This is a genomic window from Bradyrhizobium sp. CCBAU 53338, assembly GCF_015291665.1.
Lineage (GTDB): Bacteria > Pseudomonadota > Alphaproteobacteria > Rhizobiales > Xanthobacteraceae > Bradyrhizobium.
Map to the genome: position 1 here is coordinate 989,308 of NZ_CP030048.1, position 25,507 is coordinate 1,014,814.

Sequence of the window (25,507 nt, forward strand, 5' to 3'; positions counted from 1 at the left end):
CCGCGAAGGCGGGGACCCGGTACGCCGCGGCAGTCGTGAGTACGTCAGGCGGCTGCGTTTACTGGATCCCCGCCTTCGCGGGGATGACGTCTGAGGGTGAGGCGACGGCAGGGCAATTCCCGCCGATTTGGAGAGAAACATGGATTTTGATTTGACCGAGGAGCAGCGGCTCCTGAAGGACAGCATCGACGGCCTGCTGAGCGATTCCTACGATTTCGAGAGCCGCAAGAAGTACATGAAGGAGAAGGGCGGCTGGAGCAAAGCCGTCTGGGGCAAGCTCGCCGAGCAGGGCCTGTTGGGTCTGCCCTTCAGCGAGGTCGATGGCGGCTTCGGCGGCGGCGGTGTCGAGACCATGATCGTGATGGAAGCGCTTGGCAAGGCGCTCGTGCTCGAGCCGTATCTGGCAACCGTGGTGATCGGCGGCGGCTTCCTGCGCCATGCCGGCACCGATGCGCAGAAGGCCGCGCATGTGCCGGGGATCGTCGACGGCAGCAAGACGCTGGCGTTCGCCCAGCTCGAGAAGAACTCGCGCTACGACCTGTTCGACGTCGCCACGACGGCGAAGAAGAAGGGCGACGGCTGGGTGATCGACGGCGAAAAGTTCGTCGTGCTCAACGGCGAGAACGCCGACACGCTTCTGGTGACCGCGCGCACCAAGGGGGGCCGCCGCGACACGACCGGCATCGGCGTGTTCCTGGTGCCGGCGAATGCCAAGGGCGTCACCAGGAAGTCCTATCCGACCCAGGACGGCCTGCACGCCGCCGACATCACCTTCACCGGCGTCGAGGTTGGCAGCGACGCCGCGATCGGCAACCCCGACGACTCGCTCGCTCTGATCGAGCGCGTGGTGGACGAAGCGCGCGTCGCGCTCTGCGCCGAAGCCGTCGGCCTGATGGATGAATCGCTGAAGACGACCGTCGAGTACATCAAGACGCGCAAGCAATTTGGCGTCGCGATCGGTTCGTTCCAGTCGTTGCAGCACCGCGCCTCCGACATGTTCGTCGCAGCCGAGCAGGCGCGCTCGATGTCGATGTTCGCGACCATGGCGAACGATTTCGAGAACGCCAAGGAGCGCGCCAACGCCATCGCAGCGGCCAAGGTGCAGATCGGCAAGTCGCTGAAGTTCGTCGGCCAGCAGGCGATCCAGCTCCACGGCGGCATCGGCATGACCATGGAGGCGAAGATCGGTCACTACTTCAAGCGCCTGACCATGATCGAGAACACCTTCGGCGACACCGACTACCACCAGCGCCGCGTCGCGGATGCGGGTGGGTTGATCTAACTCGAACGAGACCACACGAAAACTGTCATCCCCCGCGAAAGCGGGGGATCCAGTACGCCGCGGCCTCTCGATTCCAGCCGCGCCGTCTCTGGAATACCGGATCGCCCGGTCAAGCCGGGCGATGACACCGAACTAGCGGCATCAGCGGAGCAACAACAATGAAGAACACCCCGTTCGATCTCACCGGCAAGGTCGCCGTCGTCACCGGCTCCAGCCGCGGCATCGGCCGCTCATCGGCAGAGCTGCTTGCAAAACTCGGCGCCAAGGTCGTGGTGTCCTCGCGCAAGGCCGATGCCTGCAAGGAGGTCGCCGACGGCATCGTTGCCGGCGGCGGCGATGCGATCGTCATTCCCTGCAACATCGCGCGCAGGAACGAGGTCGAGGCGCTGATCGCAGGCGCCACCAGGCACTACGGCAAGATCGACATCCTCGTCTGCAACGCCGCGGTGAACCCGTATTACGGCCCGCTGCTCGACATCACCGACGAGGCCTTCGACAAGATCATGGGCTCGAACGTCAAGAGCAACATCTGGCTCTCCGCGCTCGCGATCCCCCAGATGGCGGAGCGCGGCAACGGCTCCGTCGTCATCATCTCCTCGATCGGGGGCTTGCGCGGCTCCACCGTGATCGGCGCCTACGGCATCTCCAAGGCGGCCGACTTCGCGCTGTGCCGCTCGCTTGCCGGCGAATGGGGGCCGAAGGGGGTCCGCGTCAATTGCATCGCGCCCGGCCTCGTCAAGACCGACTTCGCCCGCGCGCTCTGGGAAGACGAAGCCAACCTCAAGCGCCGCACCGCCACCACGCCGCTTCGCCGCATCGGCGAGCCCGACGAGATCGCCGGCGCCGTCGCCTATCTCGCCTCGGACGCTTCGAGCTTCATGACCGGCCAGACCATCGTCATCGACGGCGGCGTGACGACGGCTGCGGTGTAGCTGCTACTGGCCACGCTCGGCCAGGGCGCTCTCGATGGCGCGCACGACGAGCAGGGCCGATCGCTCGTCGAGATGCACGCCGTCGGCCCAGCGGAGCTCCTTCACCGGCGGATGGATCGGCAGCCAGCGCGCGTGATCCGGGAAGGCCGCGTGGACGATCGCCTTGCTCGTCCTGACCATGCGCGATTCCTCGATCTCGGGCGCGAAGGGAATCTCAAGCAGGAAAGCGCGTGATCCCCGCCGTTCGGCGTCGTCGATGAACGCGTGGATCCGCGCCACATTCACCCGCGTCATAACGGTAGGGTCTTCGTCGTTCATCTGCTCCACGGCGCGGTCGAGGTAGACCTTGTTGTCGAAATTGCTCGGTGGCTCGCTGAGCAGGCGATCCCGCCCGGCGCGCGCCTCAGCAGGATTGGGCGGCGTGTGATTCCACGTTTCATAGGCTGCAACCGCTGTTCGTACCGGGCGCAGGAACAACGTCTCGGCGTGCGTGTCGCCTGAAAACTTGTCGATCAGCGCCTCGTCGGGCAGGCGCGTGAGAACATTGGTCTCGATCAGGACGATCTTCGGCAGGCTTTTCTGCTTCGCGATGATGTCGAGGCTGGTCACCGGGGTGCCGCCCGCCAGGGCGAGATTGCGGACGCCGGGACGCGAGAAGTATTCTTCCTTGAGCCGCCACGCGACCGAGCTGCCGACCAGCGCGAGATCTGGCGCGGGCTCTCTGACATAGCGGTTGAGGGTGATGATGGTGCCGTCGCGGGTCGTCACGGTCGGCTGCTGGAGCGCGGCGCCGAAATGCGCGGTGGCAAGGCCGCAGGCCAGCAGCAGTGCTACGGCGACGCCCGCGCATTTGATTAGCCATGGAAACATTGATTTCTGTCCCATGGTCAGAACTGAAAATAGATGAAGGCGGCGTCCGGCCCGGCCTCGAGCCAAGCCATCGCCGCGAGCGCGCCATAGAGATACGGCTCCCATCGCCGCAATCTGCCGTCGAGAAGCGTGCCGATGCCAAGGTGCTGGATCAGGACGGGCAGGGCGTAGAGCAGCGCCATGTTGCGGTAGAGCTTGGTCGGATTGGGATTGTCCGTCGGCGAGAACATGCCCGAGAGATATCCGAGCGCGTGATCGAAGTTCGGAAGCTTGAAGAAGATCCAGAGCATCGTCACGCAGAAGAACACCACGCTCATGCGGACAATGCGCACGACCGGGCCGGCATCCCCGAGCAATGCAAGGAAGGGACGCTCAACGACGAGCAGCAGCCCGTGCAGCGTGCCCCACAATGCGTAGCTCAGGCTAGCGCCGTGCCAGAGCCCGCCGAGCGTCATTACGATCATCAGATTGAGACAGGTTCGGACCGGTCCCTTCCGGTTGCCGCCGAGCGGGATGTAGAGATAGGTCCTGAGCCAGGTGGACAGCGAGATGTGCCAGCGCGTCCAGAACTCGGAGAACGAGACCGAGATGTAGGGCAGGTTGAAGTTGACGGGCAGACGATAGCCGAACAGCAGCCCAAGCCCGAGCGCGATCGCCGAATAGCCGAAGAAATCGGCATAGATCTGGTAGCTGTACAGGAACACGAGCAGCCAGCGGTCAGCCGTCGCCACGGTCTCGTAGAGCGGATAGTCCATATAGGACGTCATCTCGTTGAGATTGTTCGCGACGTAGAGCTTGAAGAAGAAGCCGGTCAGGACCCATTTGGCGGTCGCGACGAAATCGACATCAGTGAGCCGCTTCGGCGCGATCTGCGGCATGAACTGGCTGGCGCGGGTGATCGGCCCGGACACGAGCTGCGGAAAGAAGATGATGTAGAGGAACACGTCCCGCAACGGCGGCGGCCGCTTCTCCCGCGTGAGGTCGACCAGCAGGCTGATATTGTGGAAGACGAAGAACGAGATGCCGATCGGCAGCGGCAGGCGCAGCAGCACGTCCAGCGGCGTAATGCCGGTCTGGTGAACCGCGGTCGGGTCGATGAACAGCAGCTTGTATTTGAAGAACGCCAGTAGTGCGAGGTTGAAGACGATGCCGGCCCGCATCCAGATCGCGCGGTTGTCAAACGCCAGCACCAGGCAGAGGTAGGTTCCGAGCACGGCGAGGAGCAGCAGCGGCAGCAGGGCCGGTTGACCGGAGCCATAGAACACCAGGCTTGCGAGCACGAGCAGCTGAACCTGGAAGCGGCGTAGCGGCGGCAAATAATAAACGCCGAACACGACCGCAACAAAGATGCCGAACTGAAGAGAAGTGAATGTCATGCCGCCCCAGACTGTCCGGTCCGGCATGTACCATCTTCGCCCCCGTCGTCCTAGTCTCCGGGGAGAGTCTCCGCTTTCTTACCCTCTCCTCCGGAGGGCGGTAAGCAGGGGCTGCCTTGACCTCTTGCCGACAATCCCGTTTCTTTGGCGCGACACAATGACCCGTCCACCGGGAAAACGCCAAGGGTGCTTCCATGTCTTTCGTCCTCGCCATCGACCAGGGCACCACCTCCTCGCGCGCGATCGTGTTTCGCGGCGACATTTCCATTGCCGCGACGGCGCAGCAGGAGTTTCCGCAGCATTTTCCGGCCTCGGGCTGGGTGGAGCATGAGCCGGAGGACATCTGGACTTCGACCGTGATGGTCTGCCGCGATGCGATCGAGAAGGCCGGGATCAGCGCGAAGGACATTGCCGCGATCGGCATCACCAACCAGCGCGAGACCACCGTGGTGTGGGATCGCGCCACCGGCCAGGCCGTGCACCGCGCCATCGTCTGGCAGGATCGTCGCACCGCCGACGTCTGCGCGAAGCTGAAGCACGACGGCCGCGAGCCCGTCATCACGCAGAAGACCGGCCTGATCGTCGATCCCTATTTCTCCGGCACCAAGGTCGCCTGGATCCTCGACCACGTCCCTGGTGCGCGCGCCCGCGCCGCGCGCGGCGAGCTGATTTTCGGCACCGTCGATTGCTACCTGCTGTGGCGCCTCACCGGTGGCAAGGTGCACGCCACCGACGCCACCAATGCCTCGCGCACGCTGCTGTTCAACATCCACACCGGCCAGTGGGACGACGAGCTGCTGGAGATCATCGGCGTGCCGCGCTCGATGCTGCCGGAGGTGAAGGATTCCTCGGCCGCTTACGGCGAAAGCACGCCGGACCTGTTCGGCGGCGCCATCGCCATCTCGGGCATCGCCGGCGACCAGCAGGCCGCCACCATCGGCCAGGCCTGCTTCCGCCCGGGCATGATCAAATCGACCTACGGCACCGGCTGCTTCGCGCTGCTCAACACCGGCACCACGCCCGTGGTGTCCAGGAACAAGCTGCTCACCACCATCGCCTATCAGCTCGGCGGAAAACGCACCTACGCGCTCGAGGGTTCGATCTTCGTCGCCGGCAGCGCGGTGCAATGGCTGCGCGACGGCATCAAGCTGATCAAGCATGCCGCCGAGACAGGACCTCTTGCCGATCAGTCGGACCCCATGCAGAGCGTCTATCTCGTGCCGTCCTTCGTCGGCATGGGGGCGCCCTACTGGAATCCGCGGGTGCGCGGCGCGCTGTTCGGGCTGACCCGCAACACCGGCCCGGCCGAGATCGCGCACGCGACGCTGGAGAGCGTCTGCTATCAGACCTACGATCTTCGCGCGGCGATGCGCGCCGACTGGCCCGGCGAAAAGGCCGAGAACGTGCTGCGCGTCGACGGCGGCATGACCGCGTCGGACTGGACCATGCAGCGTCTCGCCGACCTGCTCGACGCGCCGGTCGATCGTCCCGTGATTCAGGAAACGACGGCGCTGGGTGCTGCCTATCTCGCCGGCCTCGCCGCCGGCGTCTATCCCGAGCCGACGCAGTTCGCCGACAATTGGCGGCTGGAGCACCGCTTCAGGCCGAACATGAGCCAGGCCACGCGCGAGCGGAAGCTCGCCGGCTGGGCCCGCGCGGTGAAGGGCGTGCTGGCGAGCGACGAGGGGGAGGAGTGATCCTCCCCGACGGCTGTTCCGATGTGCCCCACGGGAAGATCGCCGCCGTCGTCATCCATCTGGAGATGACCGCACCTCCCGCGCGCCGCGACGATCCGCCGGGCACGTGGTCCTTGCGCAAGGTCGATACGCCGCCGCTTCCCTGGTATCGCGATCTCTTCCGTCGTGTCGGCGAGAACTGGCTGTGGTTCTCGCGCGCACGGATGAACGACGCCGAGCTCGCCGCGATCGTCCACGCTACTGGTATCGAGGTCTATGCGCTCGTCGTCGACGATCGCGAGGAAGGCCTGCTGGAGCTGGATTTCCGTCAGCCCGGCCAGTGCGAGCTGGTCTATTTCGGCGTCACCGCAGGGCTGATCGGCACCGGCGCCGCCCGCTTCCTGATGAACCGCGCGCTGGAGCGCGCCTGGTCCGGCGAGGTGCGCCGCGTCTGGGTGCATACCTGCACCCTCGACCATCCCTCGGCCGTCGCGTTCTATCAGCGCTCCGGCTTCCGTCCGTTCCGTCGCCAGATCGAGATTGCGGATGATCCGCGGCTCGACGGCACGGCGCCGCGCGATGCGGCGAAGCATGTGCCTGTTATCGCTTAGGGAGCGGCGACGGCGCGTTCAATAATTGTATCGCATGCCGAAGCTGAATCCCTGCGCGAGCAGGTTCGTCGTGTTCATCACCGGCAGCGGCCGGGTCGGGCCCGCGGGCGGGCCTGGCGGCACCAGGCTCGGATTGACGGTGGTGTCGATCAGCCCGCCGGCGCGCTGCACGCCGGTCCAGTACAGCACGTCGTAGCCGACGGTCAGGCGCCAGGCCGGCGCAATCTGGTAGCCCGCCTTCAGCGACAGTTCCGGCACCACGGCGAATTTGGTCTGCGAGAAATGGCCGCTGTTGCTGGCGAGCGCGAGGAAGCCGCCCGGCACCGTCGTGGTGACCGCGGCGACGGTCGACGTCGTCGAGCCCGAAACGTCGGCGGTGTTGAAGACGGCGCCGAGCGCGACCTTGCCGCGCCATTCCAGCGACCACGGGCCATTGCGCCAGTCGCCGGCGAGGCCGAGATCGAGACCGTGGAAGTTGCTCGCCGCCTTGAAATTGTCTGTCGGCGTGAACGTCCCGAAGGCGAGGCTGGTCGAGGTGTCGGTGATCCACAGCGTGTCGGAGGCGCGCAAGTACCGATAGCCGATCAGCGCGCTGATGCGCTGTCCGCTCCACATTCCCAAACCTTGGATATTCAGATCCTGGCGATAGAGCGCGCCGGCGCCGAGCAGGCGCGATGTCTCGCTGGCGTTGACGCTGCCGGTGGAGACACCAGGAAAACCTGCGATCAGCGCGTCGGGAAGTCCCGTCAGCACGTTGATGAAAGGCCGCGTCAGGATCGGATAGGCGCCGGAATCGGCCGCAAAGCCGGTCCCGATAGTCTCCAGCCCGAAGAATGACGCCTCGATGCCGCGGCTCCGCTGCGGATCGAACCAGTAGCCGGCCGTGATGCGGCCACCCGAGCGCCAATCATTGTTGACGGTGGAATTGCCGAACAGCACGGTCGTGGTCGGCTGCCCGAGCACTCCGGCCACGCCCAGTGGCGTGCCGACGGGCGCTGTCGTCACCAGCGCGGGCAGCTTGTCCCCGGTCACGCTCCAGGCGAGATACTCGGCCTCTGCCCAGAACGGATTGAATTCGACGGCTTTTGGCGGCGCCTTGAGCGGCAGGTCGGCGGCAACCGCGCCACCATTCAGCGAGACCGCCGCAAGCGCCACCCCAGCCGCTGCCGCCAACTGCCGGTTCATCGGACCTTCCCCAAGGTTCCCCGGACTGAACCATGCGACATCTTGTTCGGCAAGGTGAAGTGGACCGTGGCGACAAAGGAACCTGCGGCTGTTGCCGCAAAGCCTCGTTGTTGAGACCACTAATCGTCGAACTTCACCGCCGTCGTATTCGCACCGCAAACCAGCACCGCGATGCGCTCATCCGGCGAAGGTCGATAGCCGCCCGAGAGCAGCGCCGCGAACGCCGCCGCGCCGCCGGGCTCAGTGACCAGACGCAGGCGTGACCACAGTGCGGCCTGGGCCTGCCGGATCGAATCGTCGCTGACCAGGACGGCGCGCTCGACATGGGCCCGCGCGATCGGGAACATCAACTCGCCGACGCGCCGCGGCGCGAGGCTGTCGGCAGCGAGGCCGCTCGCCGGCGCGTCGACCGGGGCGCCTGCTTCGAACGCGTCGTGCAGGGTCGGCGAGAGCTCCGGCTCGACCGCAATGATGCGGGTCCGGCCGGCGCTCCACGCCGCGATGCCGCCGATCAGTCCGCCGCCGCCGACGGCGACCAGCAGCGTGTCGATTTCAGGCGCGTCCTGCTCCAGTTCGAGGCCGACGCTGCCCTGGCCGAGCAGGGTCTCTGCCTGGTCGTAGGCGTGAACGGCCATGGCGCCGGTCCGCGCGACATGCGCTTCACTGGCCGCAAGCGCATCGGCATAGCGGTTGCCCGCGATCACGAGCTCGGCGCCGTAGCCCTTGATCCGCTCGGCCTTGGCGGGCGAGGTGATGTCAGGCACGAAAATCGTCGCGGGCACTTTGAGCCGCTGCGCCGCATAGGCGACCGCCGCGCCGTGATTGCCGCCCGACGCGGCGACGACACCGGCTTGCGGCACTTGCCGCAGCAGCAGATTTGCAAACGCGCCCCGCGCCTTGAACGAACCGGAATGCTGCAACAGCTCGAGCTTGAAGATGACGGGCGCGGGTGCAAGCCCGAAATCGGCGAGGTCGGCTGCAAGCAGCGGCGTGCGGCGGATATGCGGACGGATGACGGCTTCGGTCGCCGCGATCCGCTCGCGCGTGATGTCTGATGTCGCTGTCATGGTGATGAATGCTAGCGCGTCCGGGTGTTGACATCAATTAGGTAATTAGCAAAATAGCTAAATGAAATTCGCGACTGCCATGCGCGCGCTGGCCAATGAGCGCCGTCTCCAGATCCTGGAATGGCTGCGGGATCCGCGGAAGCATTTTCGCGCGCAGCTCGACGGCGATCTGGTCGAGGACGGCGTTTGCGGCCTGCTGATTGCCGAGAAGCTCGGTGTCAGTGCGCCGACCGTGAGCGAGCACATGCGGGTGCTGACGTCGGCGAAACTGGTGCGCGCCAAGCGTATCAAGCAGTGGACCTTGTACAAGCGCGACGAGGCGGCGATCGCGGCTTTCAAACGCGCGATCCGGGACGGGCTGTGAGTGCGGCTGTCACGCTGTCAAAACAGCTTCTGCTCGGCCCGCGCGAGAGAGAACCCATGCTGCATGGCGTTGAAGCGCGTCAGCCCCGTCTGCTCTAACCGACAGGTGAATCCCGCGCGCTGCCACACCTCGCCATAGTCGAGCTCGCAATCGGCGGGGCCGCGCGGGCGCGTCCATATTGGTGATGTCGCAGCGGAGCATGCCCTGTCCGTTGTCGGTGTAGAACTGGCAGCCACTGATTCCGCGTTGTTGCGTTGCGCGCAATGCTCTCCTTCCAAGATGTTTGTTGCGGACGCCGCCCAATGACGATGAACTGTTCGGCCCTGCCTTGTCTAACGACAGAGAGAAGCGAGAACCATGTTCCTGATCGGCCAATATGATTCCCCCTTTGTCCGCCGCGTCGCGATTGCGCTGCGGCTCTACGGGCTCAGCTTCGAGCACAGGCCATGGTCGACCTTCGGCGATGCCGACAGGATCGCACCGTACAATCCGCTGCGCCGGGTGCCGACACTGGTGCTGGACGACGGCGAGGCGCTGATCGAGAGCACGATCATTCTGGACTATCTCGACGAGTTCGTCGGGCCTGACAAGGCGATGCTGCCGCGAAGCGGTGCCGAGCGCCGCCGGCATTTGCGGATCTGCGCGCTCGCGACCGGCCTCGGCGACAAGGCGGTCAGCCTGCTCTACGAGCGCGTGCTGCGGAAGGAGCAGCTGGCGCTATGGGTCGAGCGCTGCCAGGCGCAGATCGGCGATGTGCTCGGCGTGCTCGAGGCCGAGCGGGCCAAAGTGACGACGCCGTATTGGCTCGGCAGTCGCACCGGCCATGCCGACATTGCGGTTGCCTGCGTCGTCAGGTTCACCCGCGAGGCGCATCCGCAACTGTTCGATGCGGCACGCTATCCGGCGCTGTCGGCGCATGCCGATCGCTGCGAAGCGCTGGTCCCGTTCCAGGAGATCGTGCAGCCGCTGGCGCCGCCGAAGGGGTAAGAGGGCCGTGCCTGAGGGACAATGTCGCGATCACGCGCGCGGTTCCGATCCTGCACTCTTACAGGTGTTTTGCCCGACGGAGCAATCGATTTTTCGGTAAGGCCGAAAAATCTGTCGACCCCGGCCCTACTGTGCATGGGGTTGTTTTCGCCTTTTGCCTTCCGAGTGGGCGCTAACCCGCCCCCGCGCGCTTCTTCTGCCAGACCAGATGCACCGCACAGGTGCAGCCGGGCGGATGCGAGGCGAGGTCCTTCGACGTCTCGTCGTTCGCGGGCGTTGCCTTGAACGCCTTGTCGGTGCCTTGCTGCGACGGGATGTAGTTCAGCACCGGCGCGAGCCAGCGCTCGGTCTCCGCCACACTCATGCCCTTGCGCGCGGCATAGTCCTCGACCTGGTCGCGCTCGATCTTGCCGACGCCGAAATAATAGCTCTCGGGGTTCGCGAAATAGAGCCCGGACACGCTACTGCCCGGCCACATCGCAAAGCTCTCGGTCAGCTTCACGCCGGCGGTCGCTTCCGCATCGAGCAGTTCGAACAGCGTCGCCTTCTCGGTGTGATCGGGCTGCGCGGGATAGCCGGGCGCGGGGCGGATGCCCTGGTACTTTTCCAGGATCAGCTCGTCGTTGGAGAGCGCCTCGTCCGGCGCGTAGGCCCAGAATTCGCGGCGCACGCGGGCATGCATGCGCTCGGCAAAGGCTTCGGCGAGGCGGTCGGCCAGCGCCTTGCACAGGATCGAGGAGTAGTCGTCGTTGGCCATCTTGAAACGGTCGGCGACGGCGTCCTCGCCGATGCCCGCCGTGACGACGAAGCCGCCGACATAGTCCGGCACGCCCGTAGGTGCGACGAAGTCTGATAGCGCCGCGTTGAAGCGCCCCTCGCGCTTCTCGAGCTGCTGGCGCAGCGTGTGCAGCGTCGCGATGCTCTTGGTCCTGTTATCGTCGGCATAGAGCACGATGTCGTCGCCTTGCGCATTCGCCGGCCAGAAGCCGACGGTGGCGCGGGCTTGGAACCATTTCTCCCTGACGATGGTGTCGAGCATCTTGCGCGCATCGTCATAGAGCGAGCGCGCGACCTCGCCGACCTTGTCGTCCTTGAGGATCGCGGGGAAGCGGCCGGCGAGCTCCCAGGTCTGGAAGAACGGGGTCCAGTCGATATAGGGCACCAGCTCGGCGAGATCGTAGTCGTCGAAGCTCCTGATACCGAGGAAGGTCGGCTTTACCGGCTTGCTCTTGGCAAAATCGACGGGCACCCGGTTGGCGCGCGCGTCGGCCAGCTTCAGCCGCTTCTTGTCGGCCTGCGCGCGCAGATGCGCCTCAGAGATCTTGGCGTATTCGGCGCGCACCTCGGCGGCGTAGGCTTCGCGCTTCTCCGGCGAGAGCAGCGAGGACGCGACACCGACGGCGCGGCTGGCGTCGTTGACATGCACCACGGGACCGGCGCGATAGCTCGGGTCGATCTTCACGGCCGTATGCACGCGGCTCGTGGTGGCGCCGCCGATCAGCAGCGGCAGCTTGAGGCCTTCGCGTTGCAATTCGCCGGCGAAGAACGCCATCTCGTCGAGCGAGGGCGTGATCAGGCCGGAGAGGCCGACGATGTCGGCCTTCTCGGCCTTCACCGTCTCGACGATCCTGGCCGCCGGCACCATCACGCCGAGATCGATCACCTCGTAATTGTTGCACTGGAGCACGATGCCGACGATGTTCTTGCCGATGTCGTGGACGTCGCCCTTCACAGTCGCGAGCACGATCTTGCCGGCCGACGACGAGGCGCCGCCGTCAACGCCGTTGGCGAGGTTGCGCGCCTTTTCCTCTTCCATGAACGGCATCAGCCAGGCGACCGCCTGCTTCATCACGCGCGCCGACTTCACCACCTGCGGCAGGAACATTTTTCCGTCGCCGAAGAGATCGCCGACCACGTTCATGCCGGCCATCAGCGGTCCCTCGATCACGTCGAGCGGGCGCGAGGAATTCTTGCGGGCTTCCTCGGTGTCCTGCTCGATGAACTCGGTGATTCCATGCACCAGCGAATGCGACAGCCGCTTCTCCACCGGCCATTCGCGCCAGGCGAGATCGGCTTCCTTGCTTTCCGTCTTCTTGCCGCGGAACTTCTCGGCGAGCGCCAGCAGGCGCTCGGAGGCGCCGGGATCGCGGTTGAGGACGACGTCCTCGCACACTTGCCGCAATTCAGGGTCGATGTCGTCATAGACGATCATCTGTCCGGCATTGACGATGCCCATGTCCATGCCGGCCTTGATGGCGTGATACAGGAACACCGAGTGCATGGCTTCGCGCACCGGCTCGTTGCCGCGGAACGAGAACGACAGGTTCGACACGCCGCCCGAGATGTGCGCGCCCGGCAGGTTCTGCCGGATCCAGCGCGTCGCCTCGATGAAGTCGACGCCGTAATTGTTGTGCTCCTCGATGCCGGTCGCGATGGCGAAGATATTCGGATCGAAGATGATGTCCTCGGGCGGGAAGCCGACCTTGTTCACCAGGATGTCGTAGGCGCGCTTGCAGATCTCGGTCTTGCGGGCGAACGTGTCGGCCTGGCCGACCTCGTCGAACGCCATCACGACGACAGCGGCGCCATGGCGGCGGGCGATCTTGGCCTCGTGGATGAATTTCTCTTCGCCTTCCTTCATCGAGATCGAATTGACGACCGGCTTGCCCTGCACGCATTTCAGGCCGGCCTCGATCACCGAGAATTTCGACGAGTCCACCATCACGGGGACGCGGGCGATGTCGGGCTCGGAGGCGACAAGGTTGAGGAACGTCACCATCGCGGCTTCCGAATCCAGAAGGCCTTCGTCCATGTTGACGTCGATGATCTGCGCACCATTCTCGACCTGGTCGCGCGCGACCTGCAGCGCGGCGGTGTAGTCGCCGGCGGTGATCAGCTTGCGGAAGCGCGCCGAGCCGGTGACGTTGGTGCGCTCGCCGACATTCACGAACGGAATGGCATCCGTCAGCACGAAGGGTTCGAGGCCCGAGAGCCGCAGCTTCGGCGCGATTTCGGGGACGCTGCGCGGCTTGTGCGGAGCGACTGCGGCGGCAATCGCGGCGATATGGTCCGGCGTGGTGCCGCAGCAGCCGCCGACGATGTTGACGAGGCCGTCGCGCGCGAATTCGCCGACGAGGCGCGCCATGTACTCGGGCGTCTCGTCATACTGGCCGAACTCGTTGGGCAGGCCGGCGTTGGGATAGGCGCAGACCAGCGTGTCGGCGACGCGGCCGATATCGGCGATATGCGCGCGCAGGTCTTCGGCGCCGAGTGCGCAGTTGAAGCCGATGGTGACGGGCTTGGCGTGCCGCACCGAATTCCAGAAGGCTTCAGGCATCTGGCCCGACAGCAGGCGGCCGGATTTGTCGGTGATGGTGCCCGACACCATCACCGGCATGTCGATGCCGAGTTCCTCGGTGATCTCGGCAATCGCGTAGAGCGCCGCCTTGGCGTTCAGCGTATCGAAGATGGTCTCGACCAGCAGCAGGTCGACGCCGCCGTCGATCAGGCCGCGGATCTGCTCGCCATAGGATTTGCGCAAATCGTCGAAGGTGACCGCGCGGTAGCCGGGATTGGCGACATCCGGCGAAATCGACGCGGTACGGTTGGTCGGACCGATGGCGCCCGCAACGAAGCGCGGCTTGCCGTCCTCGGCGGCGACGCGCCTGGCGGCATTGCCGGCGAGGCGGGCGCCTTCGCGCGCCATTTCGTAGACGATTTCGGTGAGGTCGTAATCGGCCTGCGCGATCGAGGTCGTCGAGAATGTATTGGTCGCGACGATGTCGGCGCCGGCGCGCAAATACGCGGCGTGGATGTCCTCGATCGCCTGCGGCTGGGTCAGGATCAGGAGGTCGTTGTTACCGCGCAGGTCGCGATGGAAATTCTCGAAGCGCTCGCCGCGGAAGGCGGCTTCGTCGAACTGAAGGTTCTGGATCATCGTGCCCATGGCGCCGTCGAGCACGAGAATGCGCTCGCGCGCGGCGTTGATGAGGGCGGTTCGCTTCGGCGAGGTGGGTACGGTCATGATGTCCTAGGCCGCCTTCTGCGCGCTCTTGGCGCGAATGCCGAGCAAATGGCTGATCGCGAACACGAGATCGGCGCGGTTCATGGTGTAGAAATGGAAGGTGTCGACGCCGTGTTTTGCCAGTTTCTGCACCTGGCCGGCTGCGACCGTGGCGGCCACCAGCTTGCGGGTCTCGGCGTCGTCATCGAGGCCTTCGAACTTCGCGGCGAACCAGTCCGGCACCGTGGTGCCGGCGCGGGTGACGAAATTCCGAGCCTGCTTGAAATTGTGCATGGGCATGATGCCCGGCACGATCGGGATGTCGATACCGCGCGCACGGACGCGGTCGAGATAGCGGAAGTAGAGGTCGTTATCGAAGAAGACCTGGGTGATCGCGCGCGTCGCGCCGGCATCGACTTTTGCCTTCAGCGTGTCGATATCGGCGTCGAAGTCGCGCGCCTCGGGGTGCTTCTCAGGATAGGCGGATACGGACACTTCGATATCGGCGTGCCGCCTCTTGATTCCGGCGACGAGGTCGGCCGAGCTCTGGTAGCCCTCGGGGTGGCTGGAGTAGGGCGTACCGATGCCGCCGGCGGGATCGCCGCGCAAGGCCACGATGTGGCGGACGCCGACCTCGTGATAGCGGTCGACGATCTCGTCGATCTCGCCGCGCGAGGCCCCGACGCAGGTCAGGTGCGCAGCCGGCAGCAGCGCGGTCTCCTTGAGAATGCGGGCTATGGTCGAGTGGGTACGCTCGCGGGTGGAACCGCCGGCGCCGTAGGTTACCGAGACGAATTTCGGATCGAGCGGGGCGAGCCGGTTGATGGTCTCCCAGAGATTCCGCTCCATGTCTTCCGTCTTGGGCGGAAAGAACTCGAACGAGATCGCAGGCCGCTTCAGGTGCCCGTCTTGCCCGTCGGTATGGCCAGGCGTCGTCGTCTCGGTCATGGCACCACTCACTCCAGGGGCGCGCCAAGGTCTGGCGGCCGGCGTCTATCTTTGGAGGGGCTAAGATAGGACAAAGGCAGGTTACTCGACAGCCCATCGGAGATGGGAAGTAGCCCACTTATGGTGATATTGGTGCCAATAGTGCAGCACAAAGGCTTCGGGTGGGACGCGTCTATAAATGAAACTTAATATAAGCAATTCAGATATATAGTTTTATTTTGATGGCCGACGAAGTCTCTTTTTCTGGTGTGGGCAGGGTGAATCTAATGTTGCAGATGGCTCGATCGTCCCAATCCTAGCCTGGCCTTATACCTGAAGTCTCGGTCCGAACACGCCAGATCTGCGCTGATGACCCATTGCCGCTGCGCGGCCCTCCATTACGTTACCGCGCCATGATCCCGCTCTCAGTCCTCGACCTCTCGGTCGTCACCACAGGCACAAAGCCCGCCGCGGCGCTGCGCAACAGCATCGATCTGGCGCGCCAAGTCGACGGGCTCGGCTATGTCCGTTACTGGCTTGCCGAGCATCATAACCTCGCCTCCGTGGCGAGCCCGGCGCCCGACGTGATGATCGGGCAGATCGCAGCGGTAACGAAGCACATCCGCGTCGGCTCCGGCGGCGTCATGCTGCCCAACCACGCCCCGCTGGTGGTGGCCGAGCGCTTCAAGATGCTGGAGGCGCTGTTTCCGGGCCGCATCGACCTCGGTCTTGGCCGTGCGCCCGGCACCGACGGTGCCACGGCTTACGCGCTGCGCAGCCGGCTCGACCGCCGCGAGGGCGACGATTTTCTGGAGCGGCTGCACGAATTGATCCTGTGGGAGACGCGCGAATTTCCCTCGGGGCATCCTTACCACAACGTGGTCGCGATGCCTGATGACACGCCATTACCGCCGATCTGGCTGCTCGGCTCCAGCGACTATTCTTCGGAGCTCGCCGCGCAGGTCGGCATGGGCTTCGCCTTCGCCCATCACTTTGCGTCCCACGATGCGATCGACGCGATGGTACACTATCGCAACCGCTTCCAGCCGTCGGCCTGGCGCGCGACGGCGCACGCGATCCTCGCGGTTGCGGTCATCACGGCGGATACGGACGAGGAGGCTGAAAGGCTCGCGACCTCGTTCGACCTCAACCGCCTGCGCCGCGATCGCGGCCAATATCTGCCGTTGCCGAGCGTCGAGGAAGCGCTGGCTTATCCCTACTCGGATTCCGAGCGGGTCTCGATTGCGCGCAACCGCTCGCGCCTGTTCGTCGGCAATCCGTCCACGGTGCAAAAGAAGCTCCAGCCGCTGCTGGAGGCGAGCAAGCCGGACGAGCTGATGGTGATCACGGCCGTGTACGACCACGAGGCGCGCAAGAGGTCGTATTCGCTATTGGCCGAGGCGTTTGAGCTTAAAGCAGCCGCGTAAAAATCCTCGTGCCCCTGCTCGCGCTTCGCGGTTCCGGGACACGAGATCAATCCTGCTGCGTCTCGTTGAACGTCGCGCGGAACGGGTGGCCCGGATATACGCCGACGATGCGGAATTCACGCGAGAAGAATTTCAGCTCTTCGATCGCAAACGCCAGGCCCTTGTCGTCGGGGTGGCCGTCGACGTCGGCATAGAACTGCGTGGCGAAGAAATTGCCATCGACCATGTAGCTTTCGAGCTTGGTCATGTTGACGCCGTTGGTGGCAAAGCCGCCGAGCGCCTTGTAGAGCGCGGCGGGCAGGTTGCGCACCCGAAATACAAAAGTGGTGACCAGCGGGCCGGAGCCCTGCGCCGCCCATTTCGGCTCGCGCGCCAGCACCACGAAGCGCGTGGTGTTGTGGGCCTCGTCCTCGATGTCCTCGGCGAGGATGTCGAGGCCGTAAATCTGCGCGGCGAGGCGCGAGGCGATCGCGGCGACGGTCTTGTCCTTGCGCTCCGAGATGTCGCGGGCGCTGCCGGCGGTGTCGGCGTGCACGATCGGCTTGATGCCGAGCTTGCGGATGACGCGGCGGCACTGGCCGAGCGCGTGCACATGGCTCTCGACGGACTTGATGTCGGACAGTTTGGTGCCCTTGATCGCCATCAGCTGATGGCGGACCGGCAGGAACCATTCGCCGATGATGAAGAGGCCGGAGGCCGGCAGCAGATGATGGATGTCGGCGACGCGGCCGGCGACCGAATTCTCGATCGGGATCATGCCGAGATCGGCTTCGCCCGAGGAGATCGCCGACAGCGCGTCCTCGAAGGTGGCGCAGGGCATCGGCTCGGCGTCGGGATAGGCCTCGACGATGGCGATATGGGAATTGGCGCCAGGTTCGCCCTGGAATGCGATCTTCATCTTGCTCATGACGGTGCCTTGTAGCAGCGGCTCAGGATTTGGAAAGGATGCCGCGGGCGGTCTCGAGATCAGCCGGCGTGTCGACCCCGCGGGGGACGGTATCGACGATGGTGAAGTCGATGCGCATCCCGGCCTCCAGGGCCCGGAGCTGCTCGAGCTTCTCCTGCAATTCCAGCGGCGAGGGCGGCAAGGAGACATAGCGCTCCAGTGCGGCGCGACGATAGGCGTAGAGGCCGATATGGTGGTAGCGCGGTCCGTCACCGGTCGGCGCGGTCGCGCGGGTGAAATAAAGTGCGCGCATGCGCCTGCCGCCGAGTGAGGTTCCAATCGCCTTCACGACGCTCGGGGCGAGGTCCTCCTCCTCGGTATGGATCTGCGAGGCCAGCGTGGCGATGTCCACCGCGGGGTCTTCCAGCGGCGGCAGCACTTCGCGGATGTTGTCGACCGTGATGGTCGGGAAATCGCCCTGGAGATTGACTACGATCTCGGCCTTGGCGTCAGGATCAAGCTTCCGCATGGCCTCGTGGATGCGGTCGGAGCCGGACGGATGCTCGGGCCGGGTCATCACGGCCTCGCCGCCATGGGCGGTCACGACGGACGCGATTTCGTCCGTGTCAGTTGCCACCGCAACCCGGCCGATACCGGCAGCGACCGCTCGCCGCATCACGTGCACGATCATCGGCAGGCCCGCGATATCGGCGAGCGGCTTGCCGGGCAGGCGGGTGGCGGCCATGCGGGCCGGGATCAGCACCAGGATGCGGGGATCGATCATTGGTTCAAGCGACTGGGTTCAAGCGACTGGGTTCAAGAGCCTGGAAACGGGGCGTTTTCCGCACCGGGAAATGGGGTGGGGATGGGCTGAAAGCCGCACCGCTTATACGGGTTGCCAGACCCCGGGCAAACCGATATCTGAATGGCAAAACTCGGGGAAACAATAAGGAACGTCTGATTCTCCCGAGGCTCGTCCTGGCGGCCGCCCGGCCGCCTAATCCTTCTTGCGGTGTGGGGCCTGGCCGGAAATGGACTCTTTCGAACTCAATAAGATTCTCGGTGCTGTTCTCGGCACCTGTCTCATTCTGCTGGTGACGAGCTTCACCGCTCAGGCGCTGTTCTCGCCGAAGATGCCGGAAAAGCCGGGCTTCGAGATCGCCGTGAAGGAAGAAGCCGGTGACAAGGGCGGCGCCGCCGCGGCCGCAGCCCCGTCCGAGCCGATCGAAAAGCTGCTCCAGACCGCCTCTGTCGAGAAGGGCGCTGCTGCCGCCAAGAAGTGCGGCGCCTGCCACACCTTCGAAAAGGGCGGCCCGAACCGGGTCGGTCCGAACCTCTATGGCATCGTCGACGATCACCGCGGCGAGGGACGTAACGGCTTCAACTTCTCGGCTGCGATGAAGGCCAAGGGCGGCACCTGGACGATCGATGAGCTGAACAAGTTCATCGCCAATCCGAAGGGCGACATCCCCGGCACCGCGATGGGCTTCGCCGGTATCCCGAAGGACAGCGAGCGCGCGGACGTCATCGCCTATCTGAACAGTCTCTCCGACAGCCCGAAGCCGCTGCCGACCGCGGCGAAGTAAGGCTCTCGCAACAAGGCTCTCTAAGGGGCTTGGGTCTCGATCTCTGACATGCGGCCAGGCCTCAAAGCCTGGCCGTTTCCGTATCCGGGCCTCGCGGCGTCGTTATCGGGGCGTTTGGCCGCATCCGAGAGGCCGCTCCGCCTTCCAAGATGAGGAAAAAGCAACATATTCCGTCGAAACCTCGCCTATATTGGGAACTTAAAGGAATAGCCTCCTTCAAGACAGGGATGTTGATTTGGCCATTACCCGACGCGATCTCCTGCTCACCGGCGCAGCCGTTGCTGCGCTTCCCGCCCTCGGTTCTGCGGCGGGCCTTCCCGTCGTCGGCACGGCCGAGGCGCAATCGGCCGGTGAGCTCCCCTGGCGCCATGCCCTGTCGCTGTTCGGCGACATCAAATACCCCGCCGACTTCAAGCGCTTCGACTACGTCAATCCGGATGCCCCCAAGGGCGGCACAGCGCGCCTGATCTCGCTCGGCACGTTCGACAATTTCAACATCGCGGTCGCCGGCATCAAGGGCTCGCTCGCGCCGGCCGCGGCGTTGATCTACGAAACGTTGATGACGCGCGCCCAGGACGAGGTCGCCACCGAATATGGCGAGCTCGCCGAATCCGCGCAGCATCCCGACGACTTTTCCTTTGTGGTCTATCGCCTGCGCAAGGAAGCCCGTTGGCACGACGGCAAGCCGGTGACGCCCGAGGACGTCGTCTTCTCGCTGGAGAGCCTGAAGAAGCTGAGCCCGATGTACGCCTCCTACTATCGCCATGTCGCGAAGGTGGAGAAGAGCGGTGAGCGCGACGTGAAATTCACCTTCGATGCGCCCGGCAATCGCGAATTGCCCACCATCGTTGGCGAACTCACCGTGCTGCCGAAGCATTGGTGGGAGGGCACCGACGCCCAGGGCCGCAAGCGCGACATCGGCGCGACCACGCTCGAGCCGCCGCTCGGCTCCGGCCCGTACAAGATCAAGGAATTCGTGGCCGGACGTTCGATCAAGCTCGAGCGGGTGAAGGACTATTGGGGCGCCAATGTCCCGAGCCAGATCGGCACCAACAATTTCGACGAACTGCGGTTCGAGTTCTTCCGCGACAACCTCGTTGCGCTGGAAGCCTTCAAGGCCGACCAGGCCGACTGGATCGCGGAAAACTCGGCCAAGCAGTGGGCCACGGCCTATGATTTCCCGGCGGTGGCCGAGAAGCGCGTGCTCAAGGAAGAATTCCCGATCAACGATTCCGGCCGGATGCAGGCCTTCGCCTTCAACATCCGCCGCGATCAGTTCAAGGATGCGCGGCTGCGCCGTGCCTTCAACTACGCCTTCGACTTCGAAGAGATGAACAAGCAGCTCTTCTACGGTCAGTACAAGCGCATCGGCAGCTATTTCGAGGGAACGGAGCTCGCGTCGTCAGGCCTGCCGCAGGGGCAGGAGCTGGAGATCCTCCGGGCGGTGAAGGACAAGGTGCCGCCGGAAGTCTTCACCACGGCCTACCAGAATCCGGTCGGCGGCAGTCCGGAAACCGTGCGTGCCAATCTGCGCGAGGCGGCGAAGCTGCTGAAAGAGGCCGGCTTCGAAGTCAAAGACCACAAGCTGGTGGATGGCACCGGCAAGCCGCTCACGGTCGAGATCCTGGTGCAGGATCCGTCGTCGGAGCGCATCGCCCTGTTCTACAAGCCGTCGCTCGAGCGCATCGGCATCAGCGCCTCGATCCGCGTCGTCGACGATGCGCAATACCAGAACCGGCTGCGCAGCTTCGACTTCGACATGATCATCGATCAGTGGGGCGAATCGCTTTCGCCAGGCAACGAGCAGCGCGAGTTCTGGGGCTCGCAGGCCGCCGACATGCCGGGTGCGCGCAACACCATCGGCATCAAGAATCCCGCGGTCGATGCCCTGATCGAGAGGGTGATCTACGCCAAGAACCGCGGCGAACTGGTCGCGGCGACCCATGCGCTCGATCGCGTGCTGCTGTGGAATTTCTACCTCGTCCCGCAATTCACCTACGGCTTCTCGCGCTACGCCCGCTGGGACCGCTTCAGCCATGCCGATCCGCTGCCGAAATACGGCCGGTCCGGCCTGCCAACGCTGTGGTGGTATGACGCTGACAAGGCGGCGCGGATCGGAAAACGCTCTTGAGGAAGCAATTGCGCATGGCGCAGCTTTCACGCCGGCATGTGCTGGCTTTGGGTGTCGGCGGTGCATTCGGCGCGGCCGTGCTCCGCGGCGCGTCGGCGTCCGAGGGGCCGCCCGAGGTCCACGGCATCTCGGCGTTCGGCGATCTCAAATATCCCGCCGACTTCCATCGTTTCGACTACGTCAATCCCGATGCGCCGAAGGGCGGCACCTTCTCGCTGATCCCCTCGGTGCGCGGCTACAATCAGTCCTATTTCACCTTCAATTCGCTCAATGCCTTCGTCCTGAAGGGCGAGGGCGCGCAAGGCATGGATCTGACCTTCGTCACGCTGATGGCGCATGCCGGCGACGAGCCCGACGCGATGTACGGCTTCGCCGCGAAGTCGGTGCAGATCTCGCCCGACAAGCTCGCTTATCGCTTCACGATGCGACCCGAGGCGAAGTTTCATGACGGCACGAAGCTGACCGCGCACGACGCCGCGTTCTCGATCAACGTGCTGAAGGACAAGGGGCATCCGCTCATCCAGATCCAGATGCGCGACGTCAAGGGCGCCGAGGCGCTCGACGATGCCACCGTGGTCGTGAATTTCGCCGAGAAGCGCGCGCGCGACGTGCCGCTCTACGTGGCGGGCCTGCCGATCTTCTCCAAGGCCTATTACGCGAGCCGTGTCTTCGACGAGACCACCACGGACGCGCCGCTGGGTTCGGGCCCGTACAAGGTCGGAAAGTTCGAGATCAACCGCTTCATCGAGTTCGAGCGCGTCAGGGATTGGTGGGGCGCGGACCTGCCGGTCTGCCGCGGCAGCAACAATTTCGACGTGATCCGCTACGAATTCTACCGCGACCGCGACGTCGCCTTCGAAGGCTTCACCGGCAAGAACTATCTCTATCGCGAGGAGTTCACCTCACGCATCTGGGCGACGCGTTACGACTTCCCGGCCATCAAGGACGGCCGCGTCAAGCGCGAGGAGGTGCCGGATCAGACACCGTCGGGCGGCCAGGGCTGGTTCCTCAACACGCGGCGGGACAAGTTCAAGAATTTGAAGGTGCGCGAAGCGCTGAACTACGCGTTCGATTTCGAATGGACCAACAAGACCATCATGTACGGCGCCTATGCGCGCACGCGCTCGCCGTTCCAGAATTCCGATCTCGTCGCCGAGGGGATGCCATCGCCCGAGGAGCTGAAGCTGCTGGAGCCGTTCCGCGGCCAGGTGCCTGACGAAGTCTTCGGCGAGCCGTTCGTGCCGCCGGTGTCCGACGGCTCGGGCCAGGATCGCGCGCTGCTTCGCAAGGCGCAGCAATTGCTCCAGGAGGCGCAGCTTCCGGTGAAGGACGGCAAGCGCCTGTTGCCGAACGGCGAGGTCTTCGGCATCGAGTTCCTGACCGACGAGGCCTCGTTCCAGCCGCACCATGCCTCGTTCCTCAAGAACCTGAACATGCTGGGCATCGACGCGAATTTGCGTCTCGTCGATGCGGTTCAGTATCGCGCCCGGGTCGAATCCTTCGATTTCGACGTGGCCATCAACCGCCTGTCGATGTCGGCAACGCCCGGCGACAGCCTGCGCACCTACTTCACCTCGCAGGCCGCGGCGACGAAGGGGTCCTACAATCTTGCCGGCGCCTCCAGCCCCGCGCTCGATGCGCTGGTCGAGAAGGCGATGGCGGCCGCGACGCGCAATGACCTCACCGTCGCCTGCCGCGCGATCGACCGTGTCTTCCGCGCCGGCCGCTACTGGGTGCCGCAATGGTACAATACCAGCCACCGGCTGGCGTATTGGGACGAGTTCAGCCATCCCGCGAACCTGCCGCGATATGCGCTCTCCGACTATGCGAGCGGCGTCGGCGAGCGGACCTTGTGGTGGTACGACCGCGCCAAGGCCGCCAAGATCGAGCAGGCGAAATAATCATGAGCGCCTATATCGCCCGCCGCATTCTCCTGATGATTCCGACGTTGCTCGGAATCCTCTTCGTTTCGTTCGTCGTCGTGCAGTTCGCGCCGGGCGGTCCGGTCGAGCGCGTGATCGCGCAGCTGTCCGGCGCCGATACCGGCGGCAATTCCCGCATCTCGGGCGGGGGCGATTTTGCGCAACGTGCGCCCGGGCAGCTGGGCGCCGGGGGCGATGCCATCAACTCGAAATATCGCGGCGCCCAGGGGCTCGACCCCGATTTCATCAAGAAGCTCGAGGTGCAGTTCGGCTTCGACAAGCCGGCGCCGGAGCGCTTCGCGCTGATGGTGTGGAATTTCGCGCGCTTCGATTTCGGCAAGAGCTATTTTCGCGACGTCAGCGTGATCCAGCTGATCAAGGAAAAGCTGCCGGTCTCGATCTCGCTCGGCATCTGGCTGACACTGATCACCTATCTGATCTCGATCCCGCTCGGCATCCGCAAGGCGGTCAAGGACGGCACGCGCTTCGACACCTGGACCTCGGCGGTGATCATCGTCGGCTTCGCGATCCCGGGCTTCCTGTTCGCGATCCTGCTGATCATCCTGTTCGCCGGGGGCTCCTTCTTCAACCTGTTCCCGTTGCGCGGCCTGACCTCGGACGGCTGGTCGCAGTTTCCCTGGTACTGGAAGATCATCGACTATTTCTGGCATCTGACCTTGCCGCTGGTCTCGATGGGGCTGAGCGCTTTCGCTACCATGACGCTGCTGACCAAGAACTCGTTCCTGGACGAGATCCGCAAGCAATATGTCATGACCGCGCGCGCCAAGGGCTGCAGCGAGGGGCAGGTGCTCTACGGCCACATCTTCCGCAACGCGATGCTGATCGTGATCGCGGGATTCCCGGGCGCCTTCATCCACGCCTTCTTCTCCGGCTCGCTCCTGATCGAAACCATCTTCTCGCTGGACGGGCTCGGGCTTCTCAGTTTCGAGAGCGTGCTCAATCGCGACTATCCCGTGGTGTTCGGCACGCTCTACATCTTTTCGCTCGTCGGTCTCGTGGTCAATCTGATCTCCGATCTGACCTATATGTGGATCGATCCGCGGATCGACTTCGAAGCGCGGGAGGTCTGATGACGCTGACCGCCCCAACTCCGATCGAGACCACGACAACGTCGCCGCTCGGCGACGCCGTGCCGGCCACGCGCAAGCCGTTCGCGCCCTCGCCGCTCAACAGGCGCCGCTGGGAAAACTTCAGGGCGAACCGGCGCGGCTACTGGTCGTTCTGGATCTTCATGGTCCTGTTCGTGGTGTCGCTGTTCGCCGAGCTGATCGCGAACGATCGGCCGTTCCTGATCAAATATGACGGCCACCTCTACTGGCCGGCCTTCGTCACCTATTCCGAGACGACCTTCGGCGGCGACTTCGAGACCGCGGCCGACTATCGCGATCCCTATCTGCAGAAGCTGATCAAGGACAAGGGCGGCAGCATCGTCTGGCCGCTGATCCGCTACTCCTACGACACCCACAATCTCGACCTGCCGACGCCGGCGCCGTCGCCGCCGACCTGGATGCTGACGGAAGCGCAGTGCAAGCCGGTCGTCGAGAAGAAGGGCCTGAAGAGCTGCCGGGATCTCGAATACAACTGGCTCGGCACCGACGACCAGGGCCGCGACGTCGTGGCGCGGCTGATCTACGGCTTCCGCATCTCGGTGCTGTTCGGCCTTTGCCTGACCATCGTCTCCTCGATCGTCGGCGTCGCCGCCGGCGGCATCCAGGGCTACTTCGGCGGCTGGATCGACCTGACCTTCCAGCGCTTCATCGAGATATGGACCGCGATCCCCTCGCTCTATCTGCTGCTGATCCTGTCGTCGGTGCTGGTGCCCGGCTTCTTCGTGCTGCTCGGGATCTTGCTGCTGTTCTCATGGGTGTCGCTGGTCGGTCTGGTGCGCGCGGAGTTCCTGCGCGGACGCAATTTCGAGTACATCCAGGCGGCGCGAGCGCTCGGCGTGTCGAACGCGGTCATCATGTTCCGGCACCTGCTGCCGAACGCGATGGTCGCGACCATGACGTTCCTGCCGTTCATCGTGTCGTCCTCCGTGATGACGCTGACGGCGCTGGACTTCCTCGGCTTCGGCCTGCCACCGGGATCGCCGTCGCTCGGCGAGCTGCTGTCTCAGGGCAAATCCAACGTGCAGGCGCCGTGGCTAGGCTTTACCGGCTTCTTCTCGGTCGCGATCATGCTGTCGCTGCTGATCTTCATCGGCGAGGCCGTGCGCGACGCCTTCGACCCGCGCAAGACGTTCAAGTGAGGGCGT

At 64.7% G+C, this 25,507-nt stretch carries 20 protein-coding genes; 12 read left to right on the forward strand and 8 right to left on the reverse strand.

The features are described from left to right. Positions 1–139 precede the first annotated feature (139 nt). Positions 140–1,282 (forward strand): pimeloyl-CoA dehydrogenase small subunit, encoded by a 1,143-nt coding sequence (gene pimD / locus XH90_RS04785; protein WP_194479456.1) that lies wholly within the window; start codon positions 140–142, stop codon positions 1,280–1,282. 158 nt (positions 1,283–1,440) lie between these two features. Continuing rightward, on the forward strand, positions 1,441–2,214 hold the full coding sequence (locus tag XH90_RS04790) for an SDR family NAD(P)-dependent oxidoreductase (protein ID WP_194479457.1): 774 nt from the start codon (positions 1,441–1,443) through the stop codon (positions 2,212–2,214). Positions 2,215–2,217: 3 nt separating this feature from the next. On the opposite strand, the gene XH90_RS04795 is transcribed toward XH90_RS04790, so the two are convergent. Together XH90_RS04795 and XH90_RS04800 are read right to left on the reverse strand one after the other, a co-directional pair. Then, positions 2,218–3,084, reverse strand: a complete 867-nt coding sequence (locus XH90_RS04795; protein WP_194479458.1) for a hypothetical protein — start codon at positions 3,082–3,084, stop codon at positions 2,218–2,220. A 17-nt stretch (positions 3,085–3,101) separates the two neighbouring features. After that, positions 3,102–4,487 carry an MBOAT family protein gene (locus XH90_RS04800; RefSeq protein WP_194479459.1) on the reverse strand — a complete coding sequence of 462 codons (1,386 nt, stop codon included), beginning with the start codon at positions 4,485–4,487 and terminating at the stop codon, positions 3,102–3,104. Between the two features lie 167 nt (positions 4,488–4,654). Between XH90_RS04800 and glpK the strand changes: the two genes are divergently transcribed. Continuing rightward, positions 4,655–6,157 (forward strand): glycerol kinase GlpK, encoded by a 1,503-nt coding sequence (gene glpK, locus XH90_RS04805; protein WP_194479460.1) that lies wholly within the window; start codon positions 4,655–4,657, stop codon positions 6,155–6,157. After that, positions 6,154–6,747, forward strand: a complete 594-nt coding sequence (locus XH90_RS04810) for an N-acetyltransferase (protein ID WP_194479461.1) — start codon at positions 6,154–6,156, stop codon at positions 6,745–6,747. The genes glpK and XH90_RS04810 overlap by 4 nt, the downstream gene beginning before the upstream one ends. Positions 6,748–6,765: 18 nt before the next feature. On the opposite strand, the gene XH90_RS04815 is transcribed toward XH90_RS04810, so the two are convergent. Next, a complete protein-coding gene (locus XH90_RS04815) occupies positions 6,766–7,932 on the reverse strand; it encodes a BBP7 family outer membrane beta-barrel protein (protein WP_194479462.1) in 1,167 nt (388 codons plus the stop codon). A 119-nt stretch (positions 7,933–8,051) separates the two neighbouring features. Next, positions 8,052–8,999, reverse strand: a complete 948-nt coding sequence (locus XH90_RS04820; RefSeq protein WP_194479463.1) for a threonine/serine dehydratase — start codon at positions 8,997–8,999, stop codon at positions 8,052–8,054. Between the two features lie 61 nt (positions 9,000–9,060). Here XH90_RS04820 and XH90_RS04825 point away from each other — a divergent pair, with 61 nt between their 5' ends. Further along, on the forward strand, positions 9,061–9,363 hold the full coding sequence (locus XH90_RS04825) for a helix-turn-helix transcriptional regulator (RefSeq protein ID WP_194479464.1): 303 nt from the start codon (positions 9,061–9,063) through the stop codon (positions 9,361–9,363). Positions 9,364–9,720: 357 nt separating this feature from the next. Beyond that, positions 9,721–10,350: a glutathione S-transferase family protein gene (locus XH90_RS04830; protein WP_194479465.1), complete on the forward strand. Its 630-nt coding sequence runs from the start codon at positions 9,721–9,723 to the stop codon at positions 10,348–10,350. Between the two features lie 172 nt (positions 10,351–10,522). Here XH90_RS04830 and metH read toward each other — a convergent pair whose 3' ends face one another. Beyond that, positions 10,523–14,374 carry a methionine synthase gene (metH, locus tag XH90_RS04835; protein WP_194479466.1) on the reverse strand — a complete coding sequence of 1,284 codons (3,852 nt, stop codon included), beginning with the start codon at positions 14,372–14,374 and terminating at the stop codon, positions 10,523–10,525. A 6-nt stretch (positions 14,375–14,380) separates the two neighbouring features. Beyond that, on the reverse strand, positions 14,381–15,301 hold the full coding sequence (metF, locus tag XH90_RS04840; RefSeq protein WP_194479467.1) for a methylenetetrahydrofolate reductase [NAD(P)H]: 921 nt from the start codon (positions 15,299–15,301) through the stop codon (positions 14,381–14,383). A gap of 392 nt (positions 15,302–15,693) precedes the next feature. Between metF and XH90_RS04845 the strand changes: the two genes are divergently transcribed. Then, complete coding sequence (locus XH90_RS04845; protein ID WP_194479468.1) at positions 15,694–16,707, forward strand: LLM class flavin-dependent oxidoreductase; 1,014 nt, start codon at positions 15,694–15,696, stop codon at positions 16,705–16,707. Between the two features lie 46 nt (positions 16,708–16,753). Here XH90_RS04845 and XH90_RS04850 read toward each other — a convergent pair whose 3' ends face one another. Both XH90_RS04850 and XH90_RS04855 read right to left on the reverse strand, forming a co-directional pair. Further along, a complete protein-coding gene (locus tag XH90_RS04850) occupies positions 16,754–17,614 on the reverse strand; it encodes a prephenate dehydratase (RefSeq protein WP_194479469.1) in 861 nt (286 codons plus the stop codon). A 22-nt stretch (positions 17,615–17,636) separates the two neighbouring features. Then, the gene (locus XH90_RS04855) at positions 17,637–18,377 is read right to left on the reverse strand and encodes a 3-deoxy-manno-octulosonate cytidylyltransferase (RefSeq protein WP_194479470.1); all 741 of its coding nucleotides are present in this window, start codon (positions 18,375–18,377) and stop codon (positions 17,637–17,639) included. A gap of 247 nt (positions 18,378–18,624) precedes the next feature. On the opposite strand from XH90_RS04855, the gene XH90_RS04860 reads away from it, so the two are divergent. The 5 genes from XH90_RS04860 to XH90_RS04880 all read left to right on the forward strand — a co-directional run bounded on the left by XH90_RS04860 (position 18,625) and on the right by XH90_RS04880 (position 25,501). Then, complete coding sequence (locus XH90_RS04860) at positions 18,625–19,179, forward strand: cytochrome c family protein (RefSeq protein WP_194479471.1); 555 nt, start codon at positions 18,625–18,627, stop codon at positions 19,177–19,179. Between the two features lie 235 nt (positions 19,180–19,414). After that, positions 19,415–21,310: an ABC transporter substrate-binding protein gene (locus XH90_RS04865; protein WP_194479472.1), complete on the forward strand. Its 1,896-nt coding sequence runs from the start codon at positions 19,415–19,417 to the stop codon at positions 21,308–21,310. A gap of 14 nt (positions 21,311–21,324) precedes the next feature. Next, positions 21,325–23,211 carry an extracellular solute-binding protein gene (locus tag XH90_RS04870; RefSeq protein WP_194479473.1) on the forward strand — a complete coding sequence of 629 codons (1,887 nt, stop codon included), beginning with the start codon at positions 21,325–21,327 and terminating at the stop codon, positions 23,209–23,211. Between the two features lie 2 nt (positions 23,212–23,213). Further along, a complete protein-coding gene (locus XH90_RS04875; RefSeq protein WP_194479474.1) occupies positions 23,214–24,323 on the forward strand; it encodes a microcin C ABC transporter permease YejB in 1,110 nt (369 codons plus the stop codon). Then, positions 24,323–25,501, forward strand: a complete 1,179-nt coding sequence (locus tag XH90_RS04880; protein WP_194479475.1) for an ABC transporter permease — start codon at positions 24,323–24,325, stop codon at positions 25,499–25,501. The genes XH90_RS04875 and XH90_RS04880 overlap by 1 nt, the downstream gene beginning before the upstream one ends. The last annotated feature ends 6 nt before the right edge of the window (positions 25,502–25,507 follow it).

Coding starts and splice junctions, on each gene's coding strand:
- pimD (WP_194479456.1), top strand. CDS start 140: ATGGATTTTGATTTGACCGAGGAGCAGCGGCTCCTGAAGGACAGCATC.
- XH90_RS04790 (WP_194479457.1), top strand. CDS start 1,441: ATGAAGAACACCCCGTTCGATCTCACCGGCAAGGTCGCCGTCGTCACC.
- XH90_RS04795 (WP_194479458.1), bottom strand. CDS start 3,084: ATGTTTCCATGGCTAATCAAATGCGCGGGCGTCGCCGTAGCACTGCTG.
- XH90_RS04800 (WP_194479459.1), bottom strand. CDS start 4,487: ATGCCGGACCGGACAGTCTGGGGCGGCATGACATTCACTTCTCTTCAG.
- glpK (WP_194479460.1), top strand. CDS start 4,655: ATGTCTTTCGTCCTCGCCATCGACCAGGGCACCACCTCCTCGCGCGCG.
- XH90_RS04815 (WP_194479462.1), bottom strand. CDS start 7,932: ATGAACCGGCAGTTGGCGGCAGCGGCTGGGGTGGCGCTTGCGGCGGTC.
- XH90_RS04820 (WP_194479463.1), bottom strand. CDS start 8,999: ATGACAGCGACATCAGACATCACGCGCGAGCGGATCGCGGCGACCGAA.
- XH90_RS04825 (WP_194479464.1), top strand. CDS start 9,061: ATGAAATTCGCGACTGCCATGCGCGCGCTGGCCAATGAGCGCCGTCTC.
- XH90_RS04830 (WP_194479465.1), top strand. CDS start 9,721: ATGTTCCTGATCGGCCAATATGATTCCCCCTTTGTCCGCCGCGTCGCG.
- metH (WP_194479466.1), bottom strand. CDS start 14,374: ATGACCGTACCCACCTCGCCGAAGCGAACCGCCCTCATCAACGCCGCG.
- metF (WP_194479467.1), bottom strand. CDS start 15,301: ATGACCGAGACGACGACGCCTGGCCATACCGACGGGCAAGACGGGCAC.
- XH90_RS04845 (WP_194479468.1), top strand. CDS start 15,694: ATGATCCCGCTCTCAGTCCTCGACCTCTCGGTCGTCACCACAGGCACA.
- XH90_RS04850 (WP_194479469.1), bottom strand. CDS start 17,614: ATGAGCAAGATGAAGATCGCATTCCAGGGCGAACCTGGCGCCAATTCC.
- XH90_RS04855 (WP_194479470.1), bottom strand. CDS start 18,377: ATGATCGATCCCCGCATCCTGGTGCTGATCCCGGCCCGCATGGCCGCC.
- XH90_RS04860 (WP_194479471.1), top strand. CDS start 18,625: ATGGACTCTTTCGAACTCAATAAGATTCTCGGTGCTGTTCTCGGCACC.
- XH90_RS04870 (WP_194479473.1), top strand. CDS start 21,325: ATGGCGCAGCTTTCACGCCGGCATGTGCTGGCTTTGGGTGTCGGCGGT.
- XH90_RS04875 (WP_194479474.1), top strand. CDS start 23,214: ATGAGCGCCTATATCGCCCGCCGCATTCTCCTGATGATTCCGACGTTG.
- XH90_RS04880 (WP_194479475.1), top strand. CDS start 24,323: ATGACGCTGACCGCCCCAACTCCGATCGAGACCACGACAACGTCGCCG.